At 70.7% G+C, this 17,031-nt stretch carries 17 protein-coding genes; 10 read left to right on the forward strand and 7 right to left on the reverse strand.

The features are described 5' to 3' along the window. Complete coding sequence (locus ABZ880_RS34555; RefSeq protein ID WP_361271147.1) at positions 1–1,467, forward strand: amino acid permease; 1,467 nt, start codon at positions 1–3, stop codon at positions 1,465–1,467. Next, complete coding sequence (gene dapE / locus ABZ880_RS34560) at positions 1,464–2,522, forward strand: succinyl-diaminopimelate desuccinylase (protein ID WP_361271149.1); 1,059 nt, start codon at positions 1,464–1,466, stop codon at positions 2,520–2,522. The genes ABZ880_RS34555 and dapE overlap by 4 nt, the downstream gene beginning before the upstream one ends. A gap of 6 nt (positions 2,523–2,528) precedes the next feature. On the opposite strand, the gene ABZ880_RS34565 is transcribed toward dapE, so the two are convergent. Then, positions 2,529–4,067: a helix-turn-helix domain-containing protein gene (locus ABZ880_RS34565; protein WP_361271152.1), complete on the reverse strand. Its 1,539-nt coding sequence runs from the start codon at positions 4,065–4,067 to the stop codon at positions 2,529–2,531. A 120-nt stretch (positions 4,068–4,187) separates the two neighbouring features. On the opposite strand from ABZ880_RS34565, the gene ABZ880_RS34570 reads away from it, so the two are divergent. From ABZ880_RS34570 to ABZ880_RS34580, 3 genes are read left to right on the forward strand one after another with little or no spacing between them, the layout of a single operon-like run. Further along, entirely contained in the window at positions 4,188–4,952 is a 765-nt protein-coding gene (locus ABZ880_RS34570; RefSeq protein ID WP_361271154.1) for a chorismate synthase, read from the forward strand. A 14-nt stretch (positions 4,953–4,966) separates the two neighbouring features. Further along, a complete protein-coding gene (gene menC / locus ABZ880_RS34575; protein ID WP_361271157.1) occupies positions 4,967–6,076 on the forward strand; it encodes an o-succinylbenzoate synthase in 1,110 nt (369 codons plus the stop codon). Between the two features lie 42 nt (positions 6,077–6,118). Beyond that, entirely contained in the window at positions 6,119–6,910 is a 792-nt protein-coding gene (locus tag ABZ880_RS34580) for a S16 family serine protease (RefSeq protein ID WP_361271159.1), read from the forward strand. A gap of 12 nt (positions 6,911–6,922) precedes the next feature. Here ABZ880_RS34580 and ABZ880_RS34585 read toward each other — a convergent pair whose 3' ends face one another. The 5 genes from ABZ880_RS34585 to ABZ880_RS34605 are packed head-to-tail and all read right to left on the reverse strand — an operon-like array spanning position 6,923 to position 11,082. Continuing rightward, a complete protein-coding gene (locus ABZ880_RS34585) occupies positions 6,923–7,888 on the reverse strand; it encodes a glycine betaine ABC transporter substrate-binding protein (protein ID WP_361271162.1) in 966 nt (321 codons plus the stop codon). Next, positions 7,885–8,703, reverse strand: coding sequence for an ABC transporter permease (locus tag ABZ880_RS34590; RefSeq protein WP_361271165.1), 819 nt, complete (start codon positions 8,701–8,703; stop codon positions 7,885–7,887). Before ABZ880_RS34590 ends, ABZ880_RS34585 begins: the two co-directional genes overlap by 4 nt. Next, positions 8,700–9,938, reverse strand: a complete 1,239-nt coding sequence (locus ABZ880_RS34595; protein WP_361271168.1) for a betaine/proline/choline family ABC transporter ATP-binding protein — start codon at positions 9,936–9,938, stop codon at positions 8,700–8,702. Before ABZ880_RS34595 ends, ABZ880_RS34590 begins: the two co-directional genes overlap by 4 nt. After that, a complete protein-coding gene (locus tag ABZ880_RS34600) occupies positions 9,931–10,578 on the reverse strand; it encodes an ABC transporter permease (protein ID WP_361271171.1) in 648 nt (215 codons plus the stop codon). The genes ABZ880_RS34595 and ABZ880_RS34600 overlap by 8 nt, the downstream gene beginning before the upstream one ends. A gap of 24 nt (positions 10,579–10,602) precedes the next feature. Beyond that, a complete protein-coding gene (locus tag ABZ880_RS34605; protein WP_361271174.1) occupies positions 10,603–11,082 on the reverse strand; it encodes an Lrp/AsnC family transcriptional regulator in 480 nt (159 codons plus the stop codon). 128 nt (positions 11,083–11,210) lie between these two features. On the opposite strand from ABZ880_RS34605, the gene hppD reads away from it, so the two are divergent. From hppD to nthA, 5 genes are all read left to right on the forward strand, one after another. Next, positions 11,211–12,356 carry a 4-hydroxyphenylpyruvate dioxygenase gene (gene hppD / locus ABZ880_RS34610; RefSeq protein ID WP_361271177.1) on the forward strand — a complete coding sequence of 382 codons (1,146 nt, stop codon included), beginning with the start codon at positions 11,211–11,213 and terminating at the stop codon, positions 12,354–12,356. A gap of 113 nt (positions 12,357–12,469) precedes the next feature. Beyond that, positions 12,470–13,336 (forward strand): Teichoic acid biosynthesis protein C (Precursor), encoded by an 867-nt coding sequence (locus ABZ880_RS34615; RefSeq protein WP_361271179.1) that lies wholly within the window; start codon positions 12,470–12,472, stop codon positions 13,334–13,336. A gap of 33 nt (positions 13,337–13,369) precedes the next feature. After that, a complete protein-coding gene (locus tag ABZ880_RS34620) occupies positions 13,370–13,660 on the forward strand; it encodes a hypothetical protein (protein WP_361271181.1) in 291 nt (96 codons plus the stop codon). Continuing rightward, entirely contained in the window at positions 13,653–13,937 is a 285-nt protein-coding gene (locus ABZ880_RS34625; RefSeq protein ID WP_361271183.1) for an SH3-like domain-containing protein, read from the forward strand. The genes ABZ880_RS34620 and ABZ880_RS34625 overlap by 8 nt, the downstream gene beginning before the upstream one ends. Then, positions 13,934–14,515, forward strand: a complete 582-nt coding sequence (gene nthA, locus ABZ880_RS34630; RefSeq protein WP_361271185.1) for a nitrile hydratase subunit alpha — start codon at positions 13,934–13,936, stop codon at positions 14,513–14,515. The genes ABZ880_RS34625 and nthA overlap by 4 nt, the downstream gene beginning before the upstream one ends. Position 14,516: 1 nt before the next feature. On the opposite strand, the gene ABZ880_RS34635 is transcribed toward nthA, so the two are convergent. Next, positions 14,517–15,944 (reverse strand): tetratricopeptide repeat protein, encoded by a 1,428-nt coding sequence (locus ABZ880_RS34635; protein WP_361271338.1) that lies wholly within the window; start codon positions 15,942–15,944, stop codon positions 14,517–14,519. Positions 15,945–17,031: the final 1,087 nt, after the last annotated feature.

Here is a 17,031-nt window from a genome sequence, read left to right on the forward strand (position 1 = left end):
GTGGACACAGTTGGTACGCGGCCCCAGGCCCCACAACACGCAAGTCCCGTAAGCCGGTTCACCCGGCGGCAGGGTGTCGGCGCGGCCGTCGACGCGGCCGCCGGGAGTCCGCTCAAGCGGACCATGGGGGTCGCCCAGCTCACGCTGCTGAGCGTGGGGGCCACCCTCGGAACCGGGATCTTCGTCGTGCTCGGCGAGGCCGTACCGGAGGCCGGGCCCGCGATCGTCGTGTCGTTCGTGCTGGCCGGGGTGACCGCGCTGTTCTCGGCGCTGTCGTACGCCGAGCTGGCCGGCATGATCCCCGGCTCGGGGTCGTCGTACAGCTATGCCTACGCCACCCTCGGCGAGCTGGTCGCCTGGGTCTGCGGCTGGTGTCTGATCCTGGAGTACGGGGTGTCCGTCGCCGCCGTGGCCGTCGGGTGGGGGCAGTACGTCAACGAGCTGCTCGATCTCACCCTGGGCGTGACCCTGCCCGAGTCGCTGAGCGCGCCGCCCGGACTCGGCGGCACCCTCAACATCCCCGCCGCCCTCATCGTCGTACTCGCGATGGTCGTGCTGCTGCGCGGCGCCCGCGAGAGTGCCGTCGCCAACACGATCATGGTCGCCGTGAAGGTCGCCGCGCTGGTGATGTTCTGTGCGGTCGCCCTCACCGCCTTCCACGCCGGGAACTTCCAGCCGCTGTTCCCGCTCGGCGCCGCCGGGATGAGCGCGGGCGCGGCCTCGCTGTTCTTCTCCTACATCGGGTTCGACGCCGCCTCGACGGCCGGCGAGGAGGCCAAGAACCCCCAGCGCGACCTGCCGCGCGCGATCATCCTCTCCCTCGTCCTCGTCACCGCCCTCTACGTCCTCGTCGCCGTCGCCGCGCTCGGCGCCATGCCGTGGAAGAAGTTCGAAGGGACCGAGGCCACGCTGAGCCAGGTGCTCGTGCAGGCCGTCGGCGGGGGCAGCCTGTGGCCGATCCTGCTGTCCGTCGGCGCGGTCGTCGCCACCACCAGCGTCGTGCTCACCGTGCAGTACGGGCAGATCCGCATCCTCTTCGCCATGGCCCGGGACGGGCTGGTGCCGCCGCTGTTCGCCAAGGTGCACCCGCGCACCGGTGTCCCGCGCGCCAACACCGTCATCGTCTCGTCCTTCATCGCCCTCCTCGCCGCCCTGATCCCGCTGGGCAGCCTCGCCGACGCCACCAGCATCGGCACCCTGTTCGCCTTCATGCTGGTCAACCTGGCGGTCGTGCTGCTGCGCCGCCGCAACCCCGAGGCCCCCCGCTCCTTCCGCGTCCCCTTCTCCCCGGTGACCCCGATCCTGGGCGTCGGCTTCTGCGCGTACATGCTGTTCAGCCTCGGCGCCGACACCTGGATCGCGTTCGGCGTCTGGATGGCGGTCGGGCTCGTGATCTACGGGTGCTACGGCGTCCGGCACTCCAAGCTCAACCAGCAGCCCGACCAGCGGCAGGAGACGGCCGCGTGACCGTCTCCCTGGACCTCACCGCCGATGTCGTCGCCCTCACCCGCACCCTCGTGGACATCCCCTCCGAGAGCGCACAGGAGGGTCGGATCGCGGACGCCGTGGAAGCCGCCCTGCGCTCCCTGCTCCACCTCACCGTCGACCGCATCGGCAACTCCGTCGTGGCCCGCACGACCCTCGGCCGCCCCCAACGGGCCGTCCTCGCCGGGCACTTGGACACCGTCCCGGCCGCCGGGAACCTCCCCTCCCGGCTTCAGGACGACCGCGTGCACGGCCTCGGCGCCTGCGACATGAAGGGCGGCGTCGCCGTCGCCCTCCGCCTCGCGGCCACGGTCCCGGCCCCCACCCGCGACCTCACCTACGTCTTCTACGAGTGCGAGGAGATCGAGGGCGACCGCAACGGGCTGCACCGGATCGCCGCCGAGCGCCCCGACCTGCTCGAGGACGCCGACCTCGCCGTCCTCATGGAACCCTCCGACGCGGGCGTCGAGGCCGGCTGCCAGGGCGTCCTCGCCGCCGACATCGTCGTCCGCGGCGAACGCGCCCACACCGCCCGCTCCTGGATGGGCGCCAACGCCGCGCACCTCGCCGCCCCCGTCCTCCAGCGACTCCACGACCACACGCCCGAGCGCGTGGTGATCGACGGGCTGGAGTACCGGGAGGGGCTGAGCGCGGTCGCCGTGCGGGCCGGGGTCGCCGGGAACGTCGTACCCGACGAGTGCGTCATCACCGTCAACTCCCGCTTCGCACCCAGCCGTTCGCCCGAGGAGGCGGAGGCGTACGTACGGAAGCTCTTTCCCGAGTACGAGGTCCACGTCACCGAGATCGTGCCGGGCGCCCTTCCGGGACTGGACCGGCTCGGCGACCTCGTCACCGCCCTCGGCGCCCCGCCCCGCCCCAAGCTCGGCTGGACGGACGTGGCCCGCTTCGCGGCTCTCGGCACGCCCGCCCTCAACTACGGCCCCGGGGATCCGACGCTCGCGCACACGGCGGGTGAGTACGTGCCGGTGGAGCACCTGCGCACCTGCGAGGAGCGCCTCAGGAAGTGGCTCCTTTAGGTCCCTTCAGGCCCCTTCAAGTCCGGCCAGCGTCCTCAACTGAAGCCACAGCACCAGCCGTTCGTCGGGATCGTCGAGGTCGATCCCGACGTGCTGCTGTGCCTGCTTCAGGCGGTAGCGGCAGGTGTTCGGGTGCACGGCGAGCAGCTTCGCCGCGCCCGCCATGTCGCAGCCCGCGTCGAACCAACTCACCAGCGTGCGCGCGTAGTCGGTGCCGTTGGCCTCGTCGTACGCCAGCACCCGGCGCCATGCCCCCGCGCTCAACTCCCGCCGCTCGCCCAGCACTTCCGCGAGCCGCAGCAGCGTCACGCGCGGCCGCACCTCGTCCACCGTGGCCACCGGCAGCTCCGGCCCGAGCACGCGCAGCACCAACTCGGCGTCCTGACGCGACCCCGCGACCTCCGCCGCCTCTGCCACCACCTCGCCCAGCGCCGCCCGCACGGACACCCGCAGCGCCTGCCCCGCCCGCGCCACGATGTCCTCGGCCAGCCGCTTGTGCCGCGCCCCCGGGCCCGGAAGGACCGCGTACACCACCCCGTCGACCAGCACACACGCGTGCCGCCCGTAACGCGCCTCGCACTGCAGCCGTACGACGTCCAGCAGGCGCAGGGCGGTCTGCTCGGCGTCCGGCAGGCTCGCGGCGTCCAGCACGAACGCGGCCACCCGTACCTCCGACCCCTCAAGTCCCAGGCGGTCGAAGGCGGTTGACGGATCCGCCGTGCCGTCGAGCAGCCGGCGCAGCAGATCGCTGTTCTGGTGGCGGGCCAGCTCCTGCGCCGCCCGGGCCCGCAGCAGGAGCAGCGCCGCCGTGGACGCGCCCTGCGCGAGGGTCTCCTCGGCGTCCGGCGCGAGCCTGCCGTCGTCGACCACCCAGACCGAGCCCAGCGTCTCGCCGCCGGCGCGGACGGCGACCGCGAGGCGGGGCAGGTCGCCGTCCCGGAGCGCGGGCAGCCGTACCGGACCCGGGGCCGCGAACAGCACCCGGTACTGCTCGCTGTTGGCCGGGCTGACCGGCACCTGGAGGCCGAGGATGCCCTGTCGGCGGTCCTCGTCGACCGGCTGGCCGGGGACGGTGGAGTAGGCGAGGATCCGCTGGCGCGGGTCCTCCACTGCCGTCGCCCCGCCGGTCGCCGCCGCGACGGCGTCCGCGAGCGCGAACAGGTCCCCGAGGCCGCCGGCCGACGGCGCGGGCCGGGCGCCGATCGCCGAGGACAGCAGCAGGTGCACATGGTGCCAGGCCGCGTCCTCGTCGACCGACAGCAGCGCGACACCGTGCGCCTCGGCCTCGCCGACGGGACCGCCCGGGCCGCGCACAACGACTCCGGTCATCCCGGCCTCCGCGGCCACCCGCACCAACGGCCCGGCCGCCGCCGCCCGCACTCCGACCGCCAGCAGCAGCGCGCCCGGCGCGTGCGGGAGCGGGGCGTGGGCGTCGTACAGCAGCGCCTCGGTGACCGGGGCGGCGAGCCCGGCGGGGGCGGTGTGCAGACGTACGGAGGGGCCGCCGATGACGTCCAGGAGGTCGCCGAGGGTGCAGGCGTCCATGGGGTTCCTCGATGCTGGGGGTGACCGGTCCGGCCCGATTGGCCGATCCCGAAAGGAACGTACGCAGCTGTTGTACGAGCGCACAACCCGGGACGGGCGGCCGGCTCCGAGACTCGACCCATGACTCTCGACCGCCCGCCCGGAGTGAGCATCCGCACCGTCCACGACGTGGCCGGCCTCGCGGCCGTCACCGACTACTTCAGCGACGTCTGGCAGACCCCGCGCAGCGCCCCGCCCTACCCGGCCGAGGTGCTGCACAGCCTCGTCCACGCGGGCGGCGCGGTGCACGCCGCGTACGACGGGACGCGGCTGGCCGGAGCGTCCGTCGCCGTGTTCGGGCCCGACGGGGACACGTACTCCCTGGTCGCCGCCGCCGACCGGGGCCTCGGGTACGCCGTGAAGCAGGCCCAGCGAGCCTGGGCACTCGACCGCGGCGCCCGCACCATGCGCTGGACCTTCGACCCGCTGGTCGGCCGCAACGCCCGCTTCAACCTCGCCAAGCTCGGCGCCGTCGGCACCGAGTACCTCGTCGACTTCTACGGCCCCATGGCGGACGGCGTGAACGACGGCGACGAGAGCGACCGGCTGACGGTGACCTGGGATCTGGCGGCACCGGGACCGTCGTACGAAACCGGTGACCGCGAGGCCGCACCCGCCACCCACAAGGCCCCCGACGGCGAGACGCTGGTGCGACGCGACCCTGCCGACGACCACGTCTGGTGCCGCGTCCCGGACGACATCGTCAAGCTCCGCGCCGCCGACGCCGCCCTCGCCCTGCGCTGGCGGCATGCCGTCCGCGAGGTGTTCACGGAGGCCTTCGCGCAGGGGTTCACGGCCACGGGGATGTCCCGCGACGGCTGGTACACGCTGACCCGGAAGGCCTGAAAGGACTCCGCCGTATGAAGCTCGAACGCGTCGAGATCGTCCATGTGGCGATCCCGCTCGTCACCCCCTTCCGCACCTCCTTCGGCACGATGACGACGAAGGACACCTTCCTGCTGCACGTCGTCACGGACGAGGCCGAGGGCTGGTCGGAGTTCGCCGCCGATCCCGAGCCGCTGTACTGCTCGGAGTTCGTGGCGGGCGCCGAGATCGTGCTCCGCGACTTCCTGGTGCCGAGGGTGGCGGGGCTCCCCGACCTCACCACCGCCCTCGCGGCCCCCGCCATGGCGAAGATCAAGGGCCACGAGCTGGCGAAGGCGGCCCTGGAGACGGCGCTCCTGGATGCGGAGCTGCGCTCGTACGGCATGCCGCTCGCGACCTACCTCGGGGCCGTCCGGGACCGCGTGCCCGCCGGCGTCTCGGTCGGGATCAAGGAGTCCGTCCCGGAGCTGCTGGACGACGTCGAGCGGTACCTCGCCGAGGGCTACGTCCGCATCAAGCTGAAGATCGAGCCGGGCTGGGACGTCGAGCCGGTACGGGCGGTACGGGAGCGCTTCGGCGATGCCCTGCCTCTCCAGGTCGACGCCAACACGGCGTACACCCTCGCGGACGCCGAGCACCTGCGCCGCCTCGACGACTACGGACTGCTGCTGATCGAGGAGCCCCTGGAGGAGAACAACCTCCACGCCCACGCCCAGCTCCAGCGGCGCATCGCCACCCCCGTCTGCCTCGACGAGTCCCTTCACAGCGCCCGCGACACCGCCTCCGCGATCGCCATGGAGGCGTGCCGCGTCGTCAACATCAAGCCCGCCCGCGTCGGCGGCTACCTGGAGGCCCGCCGCATCCACGACGTGGCGCACGCGCACGGCACTCCGGTCTGGTGCGGCGGCATGCTGGAGACCGGAATCGGCCGCGCCCCGAACCTCGCCCTGGCCGCCCTCCCGGGCTTCACCCTCCCCGGCGACACCTCGGCGTCCTCCCGCTACTTCGCCGAGGACCTCACCGAACCCTTCGTCCTCCAGGACGGCCACCTGCCCGTCCCCACCACCCCCGGAATTGGTATCGAACCGCTGCCGGACGCGCTCCGGCGCTTCACCAGGGAGCGGCGAGACTTGTACGTGAGCTGACCGGCACCTGGCCGGAAGTCACCGCCACGTTAGATTGATCCCGTGCTCTCTCGCCTCACACGCCCCCAGGCCCTCGCCGTCTGTGCGCTGCCCGTCGTCGCGCTGGTCGCCACGGCGGTTCTCGCGCCGCTGCCGTTCTCGCTGGCGCAGCCCGGGATGACGGCGAACGTGCTCGGGGAGAACAGGGGCACCGCGGTGATCACGATCTCCGGGGCGAAGACCCGTGAGACCAGCGGGCAGCTGCGGATGACGACGATCGAGGCGACCAACCCCGACACACAGGTCTCGCTCGGCGATGTGCTCTCCGCCTGGTTCGCCAAGGACAAGGCCGTCATGCCGCGCGACTCGGTCTATCCGAGCGGGGAGACCACCAAGGAGATCGAGCAGCACAACAGCGAGCAGATGAAGGAGTCCCAGGACGCGGCGACCCAGGCCGCGCTGGACTATCTGCACCTCAGCGACGAGAAGGTCAAGGTCACGCTGAAGCTCGCCGATGTCGGCGGCCCCAGCGCCGGGCTGCTGTTCACCCTCGGGATCATCGACAAGCTGGACGGGAACGGCAGCGGCGGCGAGCTCACGGGCGGCCGCAACATCGCCGGTACGGGGACCATCGACGCCGACGGGAAGGTCGGCGCGGTGGGCGGCGTGGCGCTCAAGACGCAGGCCGCGCGCAGGGACGGGGCCACCGTCTTCCTGGTGCCCAAGGCGGAGTGCTCCGACGCCAAGTCCGAGCTGCCGAAGGGGCTGCGGCTCATCCCGGTGACCACGCTGAAGGGCGCGGTCAACGCCCTGACCGCCTTGGAGACGGGCAACGGGTCCGTGCCTGCCTGCTGAACTCCCGCAAGATCAGCCGGACTTCACGAAGCCCTCCTGCTTCATCCAGTCCAGCGCCACCTGGTGCGGGTCCTCCCCGTCCACGTCCACCCTCGCGTTGAGCGTCTGCGCCACGTTGTTGTTCAGCTTCCTGGTGACCGGGTCGAGGACCTCGGCGATCGCCGGCCACTTCTTCAGCGCCTTGGTGTTGATCTCGGGTGCCACGTTGTAGTTGGGGAAGAACTTCTTGTCGTCCTGCATCACCACCAGGTTCATGGACTTGATGCGGCCGTCGGTCGTGAAGACCTCGCCGTAGGTGCAGCTCCCCTTCTTCACCTGGGTGTAGATGATCCCGGTGTCCATCTGTGTGATGTTCTTCGCGGGCACGCTCATCCCGTACGCCTTCTCCATGCCCGGCAGCCCGTCCGCCCGGTTGGCGAACTCGCTCTCCACGCAGAGCGTCACCGCCCCCGGGTCCTTCTTCGACAGCGCGGCCACGTCCGACAGCGTCTTCGTGCCGTACTTCTTGAAGTTGGCCTGGTTCATCGCCAGTGCGTAGGTGTTGTTGAGGGACGACGGCGGCAGCCAGGTCAGCCCGTTCTTGAGGTCCGCGTCGCGCACCGCCTCCCACTGCTTCTTCGGGTCGGGGATCGGCTCGCTGTTTCCCTGGTACGTGATCCAGGCGGTGCCCGTGTACTCGTACATGCCGTCGGCGTCGCCGTTCTTGACCGCCTCGCGGGCGCCGATCGAGCCCTGGATGCCGGTGCGGTCGAGGACGTCGGCACCCGCCGCCTGGAAGGCGATGCCCATGATCGCGCCGAGGATGAGCTGCTCGGTGAACTCCTTGGAGGTGACGGTCAGATCGGCGCCCTCGAGGGGCTCGCCCTGCCCGATCGAGCCGGGCTTCACGGCGTCCACCATGGGCGAGCCGCTCTGCAGCCCGCAGCCGGACGCGACCACCAGGACTCCGGCCAGCAGCAGACTCGTACGCCGTCTCATGTCCCGACCTCCAACCCCCGCGGCCGCAGCAGGAGTTCGGCCAGTGAGGCCAGCCAGTCCACGAGCAGCGCCAGGACGACCGTGAGGATCGAGCCCAGCATCAGCACCGGCATCCGCTGGGTCGTGATGCCGGTCTGGATCAGTACACCCAGGCCGCCACCGCCGCCGAAGGTCGCCAGGGTCGCCGTGCCGACGTTCAGGACCAGGGCCGTACGGACGCCCGCGAGGATCAGCGGGACGGCGAGCGGCAGCTCCACGCGCGACAGCACGCCCAGCGGGGACATGCCGATGCCGCGGGCCGCCTCCAGCAGCGTCGGGTCGTTGGCCTTCAGGCCGGCGATGGTGTTCGACAGGACCGGCAGGATGGCGTAGATCGTGATGCCGATCAGGGCCGACTTCATACCGGTGCCGAGCCAGATGACCAGCAGCGCCAGCAGGCCGATCGCCGGGGTCGCCTGGCCCATGTTGGCGATCGTCATCGCCAGCGGGGTCGCCTTCCGGAAGGCCTTGCGGGTCAGCAGGATGCCCAGCGGGATCGCGATGATCAGCACGAAGAAGGTGGAGATCACGGTCAGTTGGATGTGCTGCCACAGGGCCTTGGAGACCTGGCCGTTGGAGAGGGCGTTCTCGGAGATCGAGTCCAGGTCGGCCTGCTCGAACCACAGCCAGGTCGCGAGCAGCACGGCGACGAGGATGGAGGGCAGCACGGTCAGTCTCTGCCAGCTGATGCGCTGCTTCGGGGGACCCGGCGGTGGCGGGGGAGCGGCTTCCTCCTCCTGCTCCTCGTCCTGTTTTGCCAGCTCGGCGGCGGTCACGCCTTCTGCCCTCCTACGGCGCCCTCCTGCTCGGCGTGGGTCTGCGCGGACCGCAGCTCCTCCAGCTCGTGCTGGTGCTCCAGCGCCTCCAGCCGGTCGGCCTCCAGCAGGTCGTGCACGGAGTTCATCAGCGTCTCCATGTCCACGACGCCCTCGTACTCACCGCGCCGCCCGGTGACCGCGACCCGGCCCGCGTTGTCGGTGAGCACGGCCTCCAGGGCGTCCCGCAGGGTCGCGTCCCTGGTCACGGTGTCGCTCACCAGCGTTCCGGCCCGCGCGAGCGAGCCCCGGGCCCGCATGAGGTCGCCGCGCCTGAGCCACTTGTAGGGCCGGCGGCGCTTGTCGAGCAGAAGGATCTCGTTGGTGCCGCTGCCCCGGAGCCGGTTGAAGATCTCCTGGAGCGGATCGTCGATGGTCACGGTCGGGTAGTCGGTGATCTCGACATCCCGTACGCGGGTGAGGTTCAGCCGCTTCAGCGCCGCCCCGGCGCCCACGAACCCGGACACGAAGTCGTCCGCCGGGTTGGTGAGGATCGCCTCCGGGGTGTCGAACTGCGCGATGTGCGAGCGTTCGCGCAGTACGGCGATGCGGTCGCCGAGCTTGATCGCCTCGTCGAAGTCGTGGGTGACGAACACGATCGTCTTGTGGAGCTCGTGCTGCAGCCTGATCAACTCGTCCTGGAGATGGTCGCGGGTGATCGGGTCGACCGCGCCGAACGGCTCGTCCATCAGCAGCACGGGCGGATCGGCGGCCAACGCCCTCGCCACGCCGACGCGTTGCTGCTGGCCGCCGGACAGCTGGCGCGGATAGCGGCCGTGGAACTCACCCGGGTCCAGGCCCACGAGGTCGAGCAGCTCCTCGACCCGGGACCGGATCCGCGCCTTGGGCCAGCCGACCATCTTCGGTACGAGGGAGATGTTCTGGGCGACCGTCATGTGCGGGAAGAGACCTGCCGACTGGATCGCATAGCCCACCTTGCGGCGCAGCTTGACCGGATCAATGTCGGTCACGTCCTCACCGTTGATCCGGATGCGGCCACCGGTCGGCTCGATCAACCTGTTGATCATCTTGAGTGTTGTCGACTTACCGCATCCGGACGGCCCGACGAAGATGACGATCTCGCCCGCCTTGATCTCCATGTTGACGTTGTCGACGGCGGGGGCGTCACTGCCCGGGTAGCGCTTGGTGAGGTTGTCCAGCTCGATCGAAGCACCCGATGTTCCGGTCTCAGGCACGGATCCCCCTCGGAATGGTCAGCCGTCCGATCAGGACGTACGCCGCGTCGAACAGCAGCGCCAGGATGATGATCCCGAGCGTGCCCGCGAGCACCTGGTTGAGCGCGTTCTTGCTGCCCAGCGAGCCGATGCCGCGGAAGATCTCGTTGCCGAGCCCGGGCCCGGAGGCGTAGGCGGCGATCGCGGCGATGCCCATCAGCATCTGCGTCGAGACCCGGATCCCGGTCAGGATCGGCGGCCAGGCCAGCGGCAGCTCGACCCGCACCAGCCGCGCGAGCCGGGACATCCCGATGCCGCGCGCCGCGTCCACCAGGGTCGGATCGACCCCGCGCAGCCCGACGATCGAGTTGCGCACGATCGGCAGCAGCCCGTACAGCGTCAGCGCGATCACGGTGGGCGGCACGCCCAGACCCACGATCGGGATGAGCAGACCGATCATGGCGAGCGACGGAATGGTCAGGATGGTCGAGGTGGTCGTGGTCGCGAGGCTGCCGGCCCACTCGCTGCGGTAGGTGACGACCCCGATCAATACGCCCAGCAAGGTCGCCACCACCATGCACTGGAACACGGCGCTGGCGTGCTGGTAGGCGTCCGTGAGCAGCTGCTGGTGCCGGGTGCTCAGGTACTCCCAGAAGCTCACACGCGCTCACCCCCGCCCGTAGGGCTAGGTCTTCTCGGCGTCTTCCGCCGCCTGCTCCACGAGCGGGATGATCCGCAGCGGAACGGGGTTCTCCATCACGATCGCGGTGGCGGCCCGGACAATGCCATCAAAACCGACAACCAGGTCGATGACCCGCTGGAGATCCGCGTTGGACCGGGCGACCAGCCGGCACAGCATGTCCCCGTTGCCCGTGGTGGTGTGCAGCTCCAGCACCTCCGGCACGGTCGCCAAGTGCGCCCGGACGTCGGCCCCTTGGCCCTGCCGGATCTGGAGGGTGGCGAAGGCGGTGACCGGGTACCCGAGAGCCGCCGGGTCCACCTGCGGTCCGAACCCGCGGATGACGCCATTCGACTGAAGCCGGTCCAGCCGCGCCTGCGCCGTCCCGCGCGCCACCCCCAGCCGCCGGGACATCTCCAGCACCCCGATCCGCGGCTCCCGTGCCAGCAGCACGATGATCCGGCCGTCCAGATGGTCGATCGCCACAGCAGCCTCCCTGGTGTGGTGGTCATCCTGTACAGAAGGCTCGTAGATCAGCGCCTTCCGCTGAACAAAATGCCCAGCAGAAAAGCAAACTATTGCGCACCTTGCCGTGCGAGGACCAGGCTGCCGCTATGACGCAGACCACACACCACACTCCCGACACCGCCCGGCAGGCCGACCCCTTCCCGGTCAAGGGAATGGACGCGGTCGTCTTCGCCGTGGGCAACGCCAAGCAGGCGGCGCACTACTACTCCACCGCCTTCGGCATGAAGCTGGTCGCCTACTCCGGACCGGAGAACGGCAGCCGCGAGACCGCGAGCTACGTCCTGGAGAACGGCTCCGCCCGCTTCGTGTTCACCTCGGTGATCAGGCCCGCCACCACCTGGGGCCACTTCCTCGCCCAGCACGTGGCCGAGCACGGCGACGGCGTGATCGACCTCGCCATCGAGGTCCCGGACGCCCGCCGCGCGTACGCCTACGCGATCGAGCACGGCGCCCGCTCGGTGGCCGAGCCGTACGAGCTGAAGGACGAGCACGGCACGGTCGTCCTCGCCGCGATCGCCACGTACGGCGAGACCCGCCACACCCTCGTCGACCGCTCCGGCTACGACGGCCCCTACCTCCCCGGCTTCGTCGCCGCCGACCCGATGGTCGAGCCGCCGGCCCAGCGCACCTTCCAGGCCATCGACCACTGTGTCGGCAACGTCGAGCTCGGCCGTATGAACGAATGGGTCGGCTTCTACAACAAGGTCATGGGCTTCACGAACATGAAGGAGTTCGTGGGCGACGACATCGCGACCGAGTACAGCGCGCTGATGTCGAAGGTCGTGGCCGACGGGACCCTGAAGGTCAAGTTCCCGATCAACGAGCCGGCCATCGCCAAGAAGAAGTCCCAGATCGACGAGTACCTGGAGTTCTACGGCGGCGCGGGCGTCCAGCACATCGCGCTCAACACCAACGACATCGTGCAGACGGTACGCACGATGCGGGCGGCCGGCGTGCAGTTCCTCAACACCCCGGACTCGTACTACGACACCCTCGGCGAGTGGGTCGGCGACACCCGCGTCCCCGTCGAGACCCTGCGCGAGCTGAAGATCCTCGCCGACCGTGACGAGGACGGCTATCTGCTGCAGATCTTCACCAAGCCGGTCCAGGACCGTCCGACCGTCTTCTTCGAGATCATCGAGCGGCACGGCTCGATGGGCTTCGGAAAGGGCAACTTCAAGGCGCTGTTCGAGGCCATCGAGCGGGAGCAGGCCAAGCGCGGAAACCTGTGAGTTGCGTAAATTCACAGAATAGTTGATCAGTGAACTTGCAACCGATGAACGCAGGTTGACACTCTCAAGTCCTGCGGGTGCCGAAGGGGTGCCCACAGGACCCGGGGGAGAGAGTGACCACCCACATCAACCTCACCGTGCCATCGGGCCGTTGGCTGTGGCAGAAGAGCACGCTCAAGGAGCCGACGGTGCTGCAGTCGTTCGCCTTCGACGAGGCGAACAAGCATCTGTACGTCCTCCAGGTCACCGCGACCGGACACGCGGCCGGCGACCTGTGCCTCAACAAGCTCGACTACAAGGGCAACCGGCTCGGCCACATGTACCTGAAGGGCTTCGGCCACGGGGTCAGCATGGGCATCCAGCGCGACGCCGCCGACGGCAGCACCTGGATCTGGACCGAGGCCGACGCCGAGAACGGCTACGGGCAGGGCGTGACCCGCTTCCACTTCAAGGACGGTGCCGTCCGCACCGGCGCGGACGTGAAGATACGCAAGCCCATAGCGGACTCCACGAACAACCAGCCGTCGGTCTGCATGGCCTCCAAGCGAATAGCCGTCCGCTACCGCGACAAGGCCAACAAGCCCCGCTACCGCATCTGGGACCTCGACGCCTTCACGGCCCGCGACTACGACAACCCGATCGCGGACATCGCCCAGACCGGCGCCCACCCCGACCCCAAGGTCCCCTTCCAGGGCTACGCCCTGCACGGCGACGTCGTCTACCAGCTCGCCGGCACGGCCTACGACGCGAAGACCAACCCGGTGGCCAAGAAGGGCAACGCGTACGCGTCCAGCATCGACATCACCACCGGCAAGCTGCTCCAGCAGGAGCGCACGGAGGCCGGGTACACGCTCACCTACCGCGAGCCGGAGGGCGTCGCCGTGCGGGGCGGCTCGGATCCGAAGGTGTATCTCGGCTTCGCTTCGGGACTGTTGGGCAACCGCAGCTTCTCGATCTTCGTCAAGGGCGACGAGTCGTAGGAAGGTCCCCGGCAGCAGTCGTAGTCTGACCGCATGGCCAGGATCAACGACGTGGGCGGCACGCAGGGCTTCGGCGCGATCGACGTCGCCGACGACGCCGAGCCCTTCCACGCGGACTGGGAGGCCCGCGTCGTCGGGCTCTTCAACGCCCTGCGCGCACAAGGGATCTTCAACACGAACGAGTTCCGGGACGCGATCGAGTCGATGCCGCCGGCGGAGTACCTGTCGACGTCGTACTACGAGCGCTGGTTCCGCGCGATCTGCGCGCTGCTGGAGCGCAAGGGCGTGATCAAACCGGGTGAGTTGGAGGCCCTCGATGGCTGATGACCGCTTCCCGCCGGGCACCCGTGTCCGCACCTTCCACCACGATCCGCCGCACCACACCCGCCTGCCGCGGTACGCACGCGGCAAGCGGGGCGTCGTGGTCGAAGCGGAGGGACCGGCGCAGCTGGCCGACGTCAGCGCACAGGGCCATGCGGACGCGCCGGTCGAGCAGATCTACGCGGTCCGGTTCGCGGCCCGCGACCTGTGGGGCGAGGGCGACCACCACGTCGTACTGGACCTGTGGGAGAGCTACTTGGAAGAGGACCGTGACTCATGAGCGGTGACCACTCCGACGCGACGGTCGCACAGCGGGTACGACGTCTCGAGACCCTGCTGGAGGAGAAGGGGGTGCTCTCGGGCGCCCAACTGGACGAGATCATCGACGCGTCCCTGTCCGGGGCGTCACCGGCGAACGGGGCGCGCGTCGTGGCACGGGCATGGCGGGACTCGGCCTTCAAGTCCCGTCTGCTGGCGGACGGTACGGCGGCGGTCCGCGAACTCGGCTACATGGAGGGCTCGTACCAGCGCCTGAGGGTGGTGGAGAACACCGACACGACACACAACGTCATCGTCTGCACCCTCTGCTCCTGCTACCCGCTCCGCCTGCTCGGGCCGTCCCCCAGCTGGTACAAGTCCGAGGCGTACCGCTCGCGCGTGGTGCGCGAACCCCGGGCCGTACTCGCCGAGTTCGGGCTGGAGCTGCCGCCGGCGACGGAGATCACGGTGTGGGACTCCAGCGCGGAGACGCGCTACATGGTGCTGCCGCGCCGCCCCGAGGGCACGGAGGACCTGGGGGAGGAGCGGCTGGCGGCGCTCGTGACGCGCAACGCGTTGATCGGCACGGCGGCCGTGTGACTCAACCGGCGTCCCCCTCGTCGTCGGGAACGTCCTTGACATCCGGGGTCTCCGTGGGGAGAGGCTCGTCGGGCGCCGGTTCACCGAGCGCGGCAAGGGCCTCCCTCGCGAGCGGAACCCGGAGCGGTGAGAAGTACGGGTTGATCTGCAACGCCTCCTGCAGATGCCGCCGCGCGGGTGCGGTCCGCTCCGAGTCCCGTTCGATCATGCCCAGGTGGTAGGAGTACAGCGCGCTGCGTACGGCACCGCCGTGCACCCGGTCCGTCGCGACCGTGGCGAACCGCAGCGCTTCCTTGTCGTCGCCGGCCCGGTGCAGTGCCCAGCCCAGCGCGTCGGCCACGGCGATGCCCGGCTGCCGCTGCCACTCGGCCCGCAGCCGCCGCACGGCGGAGTTCGGATCGCCGTGGTCGGCCTCGAACAGCCCGAGGACCAGCTCGTCGTCGACACCGCCCGCCGCGTCCTCCCGCACGCGGGCCCGCAGCAGGTCGTACTGCACCTGGGCGGCCTGGGTGAGCCCGAGCGACTCGTACAACTCGCCCAGCTCCAGGGCGTATTGAGGGCAGGGCTGCTTCTCGAGTGCCACCCGATACTCATTGAGCGCCTCGGTGGTCCGCCCCAGCGCGGCCAGGGTCCGCCCCTGTCCGGCCTGTGCGGCCCGCTGATCGGGATCGATGCGTACGGCCTCCTGAAAGCGCCGCAGGGCGTCCTCGAGATCCCCGCGCTCCCAGCTCAGCTCTCCGGCCCGCTCCAGCCAGGCGGCCTGCTCGGCGGGGGAGCGGGCGCCGGCGGCCGCGTCGGAGAGGGCGGCCGCGGCGTCCTCGCGCCAGCCGCGGTCGCGGTAGACGCCGGCGGCCCGGGCCTGCACGTCCGGACCGGAGTGCAGCTTCAGCAGCCGGTCCAGGGTGCGCTTGGCCGCCTTGTAGTCACCGAGGCCGGTGTAGGCGTCGATCAGCAGCGGATACGTCGTCCAGCGCTTGGGTTCGGCCTTCAGCGCGGCCTCGCCCCAGGCGCGGGCGGCCCGAAAGTCCCGGCGCGCGTTGGCCAGGGCGGCCATGCCGTCCAGCGCGGCGGCGTTGCGCTTCGGCAGGACCTTGAGGGAGGTGCGCAGCGCGCTCTCGGCCCGCGGATAGTTGGCGGCGTCGGCGGTCCGCCGCCCCTGCTCCACGTACGCGGCTCCGAGCACCGCCCAGGACCGCGCGTCCTTGGGCTGCACCCGGACCCGCGCCTCACGCGCCACGATCAGCCCGGCGAGATCGGCGAGCGACGCCGGCACCCCGGCGGCAACAGCGGACACGGCCTGCGCGCCGGCTGCCGGCATCACGGGCCGCGGACGATGAACCTCCCGCTCCCGAGGCCACACAACCAACACCCCACCGACCACGACGGCCCCCAGAACCCCGACCCCGACCAACCGCCGCGCAATCCGCAGGGCCCGCGCCGGGACCGGGTTGACCGCCTGCGCGGCGACGGGGTCGGTTTGGCCGTCCCCTGCTGGTTCGCTCTCTTGGGCCGCGGGTGCCGGGTTGCACTTTTGCGCCACGGTTGCTGGGTTGTTCTGTGGTGCCGCGGGCGCTGGCTCGTTCTGTCGTGCCGCGGGCGGTGTCTTCTGCGCGTCCGCCGCCGGTGTCCGCTGCGTGACCGAGGGCGGGGTCTTCTGCAGGTCGGCTGTGGAGGTCTCCTGCTTGCCCGCGACGGGGGATCCCTGCACGTTGACTGAGGGGGGCTTCTGCTTGCCTGCGGACGGGCTCTGCCGTTCTGCCGCGGCACTGCCCTGGCGGTCCGCCCTCGAGGGTTCCTGCCGCCCGGCAGACGAGCCATGCCGTCCGCGCGGGGCCGGAGGGCTCGCCTGCAGAGCTTCCACCTGGGTCTGCTCCTGAGCTGCTGCCGAGGCCTCCTGCCCTCCCGCCGTCGTGTTCTCCCGTGGCGCCGCAGCCGGGTCCGCAGCTGGGCTGTCCTCCCCGTCCGCCGTCAGGCCCTCTCGGCTGCCTGCCGCCGAGCCCTCCTCGTCCCCCACGGTCGGCCCTTCCTCCCCGCCCACCGCCGTGCTGTACTGCCCGCCCGCCCCCGAGCCCTCCAGCCGGTCCTCCGCGAGGCCGCTCCGCTCATCCTCCGCCGGGGCGTCCTCCGGCTCCTCTGTTGAGGCATCGTGCCCACCCGCTGCCGATACGTCCTCCGGCTCCACCGCTGACGCATCCTGCACATCCCCTGCGGATACGTCCCGCCGGTCCTCCGCGAGGCCGCTCCGCTCATCCTCCGCCGGGGCGTCCTCCGGCTCCACCGCTGACGCATCCTGCACATCCCCTGCGGATACGTCCCGCCCCTCCTCCGCCACCGACTCCTGGTGCTCACCAACCGTCGAGACGTCCTGCCGCTCCTGCACCGAAGCATCGCGCGGCTGCTCAGTCGCGGCGTCCTCCCTACCCCCTGCGGATACGTCCCGCCCCTCCTCCGCCACCGACTCCTGGTGCTCACCAACCGTCGAGACGTCCTGCCGCTCCTGCACCGAAGCATCGCGC

This window comes from Streptomyces sp. NPDC047043 (genome assembly GCF_040644055.1).
Taxonomy (GTDB): Bacteria; Actinomycetota; Actinomycetes; order Streptomycetales; family Streptomycetaceae; genus Streptomyces.

Bases quoted from the DNA above. Each gene is read 5' to 3' on its own strand.
- ABZ880_RS34565 (WP_361271152.1), bottom strand. From the start codon at position 4,067: ATGGACGCCTGCACCCTCGGCGACCTCCTGGACGTCATCGGCGGCCCC.
- ABZ880_RS34570 (WP_361271154.1), top strand. From the start codon at position 4,188: ATGACTCTCGACCGCCCGCCCGGAGTGAGCATCCGCACCGTCCACGAC.
- menC (WP_361271157.1), top strand. From the start codon at position 4,967: ATGAAGCTCGAACGCGTCGAGATCGTCCATGTGGCGATCCCGCTCGTC.
- ABZ880_RS34585 (WP_361271162.1), bottom strand. From the start codon at position 7,888: ATGAGACGGCGTACGAGTCTGCTGCTGGCCGGAGTCCTGGTGGTCGCG.
- hppD (WP_361271177.1), top strand. From the start codon at position 11,211: ATGACGCAGACCACACACCACACTCCCGACACCGCCCGGCAGGCCGAC.
- ABZ880_RS34620 (WP_361271181.1), top strand. From the start codon at position 13,370: ATGGCCAGGATCAACGACGTGGGCGGCACGCAGGGCTTCGGCGCGATC.
- ABZ880_RS34625 (WP_361271183.1), top strand. From the start codon at position 13,653: ATGGCTGATGACCGCTTCCCGCCGGGCACCCGTGTCCGCACCTTCCAC.
- nthA (WP_361271185.1), top strand. From the start codon at position 13,934: ATGAGCGGTGACCACTCCGACGCGACGGTCGCACAGCGGGTACGACGT.